The organism is Pseudoalteromonas sp. TAE56 (assembly GCF_000497955.1).
In the GTDB taxonomy this organism is placed as follows: domain Bacteria; phylum Pseudomonadota; class Gammaproteobacteria; order Enterobacterales; family Alteromonadaceae; genus Pseudoalteromonas.
In genome coordinates, this window is record NZ_AUTN01000139.1 from 1 (window position 1) to 1,623 (window position 1,623).

1 pseudogene is annotated in these 1,623 nt (G+C 40.2%); it reads right to left on the reverse strand.

The annotated features are described in order from the left end of the window. Positions 1-1,623: pseudogene (locus tag L656_RS1000000123225) on the reverse strand (FimV/HubP family polar landmark protein); the annotation flags it as partial.

The window sequence follows — 1,623 nt, forward strand, 5'->3', positions numbered from 1 at the left end:
CATCTAAATCAGCATCTGTCATAAGCGCATTTGCTAAATCTTGCTCAGCCTGACTAGAAGCTATTCCCGGTGCCTCGCCATCTAAATCATCCCCTTGTAATTCTTCAGGGGAAAATGGCAACTCACCTTCTAATGTTTCTTGAACTTCATCAAGGTTAAGAGGTTTCGTGTCATCTTCTATACTTGGTGGTTCAGCAGAATCAACCTCATCATTAATCTTTTGACGTAATTCATCATCAAGTGACTCATCTTCAATCTCAGTTTCTAATTCAGAGAAGTCATTATCAATTAATAGTTCATCATCAAAATCATCTTCTAAACTATCTAAATCACCATCTGCCATAAGCGCATTTGCAAGATCTTTCTCTGTTTGACTAAGTGCTACTGCATTTTCATCATCTAATGCTTCTTCTTTGGGTTCTTGCGACTCAAACGAAGGCTCACTCTCTAATAATGGTTGAGCGTCGTCTAATTCAAGTTCAGGGTACTCATCGAGTTCTTCACTTGGCGTTACAAGCTCGCTATCAAGCTGTTCTTCAGTACTTGTAATATCTGAGTCATCGTCGCCTGCTAGCGGATCGTCACCAAGGTCTACTTCTATTTCTTCAAGATCATCATCAAGCTCGTCTAAAGACCAATCAGGTGTTTCTAAATAGTCATCATCTGTAGTTTGCTGTAGCTCATTTAAAAGCTCATCAACGCTCTTTAAAGTATCATCTGTATATTCTTCAAGTGCATCTTCAGGATCAAGAAGCGACTCTGATGTGTCTGAAAAATCATCTACGGTAATATCTATAAGCTCAGGCTCTTCTAAAAGTTCAGGCTTTCCTTCAAGCTCAGGTTCTTCTAAAAGCTCAGGTTCTTCTTCAAGCTCTGGTTCTTCTACAAGCTCTGGTTCTTCTACAAGTTCTGGTTCTTCTACAAGCTCAGGTTCTTCTAAAAGCTCTGGCTCTTCTTCAAGCTCAGGCTCATCGCTAAGCTCTGGATCTTCTACAAGCTCAGGCTCTTCTGCAAGCTCTGGCTCATCGTTAAGCTCAGGCTCTTCTAAAATTTCAGGTTCTTCTGCAAGCTCTGGCTCATCGTTAAGCTCTGGCTCTTCTAAAATTTCAGGTTCTTCTACAAGCTCAGGCTCTTCTGCAAGCTCTGCCTCATCGTTAAGCTCAGGCTCTTCTAAAATTTCAGGTTCTTCTGCAAGCTCGGGCTCTTCTACAAGCTCAGGTTCTTCTAAAATATTGGGTTCTTCTACAAGCTCAGGTTCTTCTGCAAGTTCAGGCTCATCGTTAAGCTCAGGCTCTTCATTTAATGATGAAGCAAGCGACTCAATATCATCAACATTTAATTCTTCTTGAGCATCTGCTAAATCCTCAACTGAGTCTGCCAATGCATTATCAATTTCTGAATCTCTTACATCTGAATTTTTTAGTTCATCATCAATTAAGCTATCTATGTCGTCTAAATCAAAGTCGTCACTTTCCTCAACTAAAGATTTATCTGCTGTATCAACTGCGGCCTCATCAATTAAGCTATCTATGTCGTCTAAATCAAAGTCGTCACTTTCCTCAACTAATGAATCATCTGCAGTATCAACTGCGGCCTCATCAATTAAACTATCTATGTCGTCTA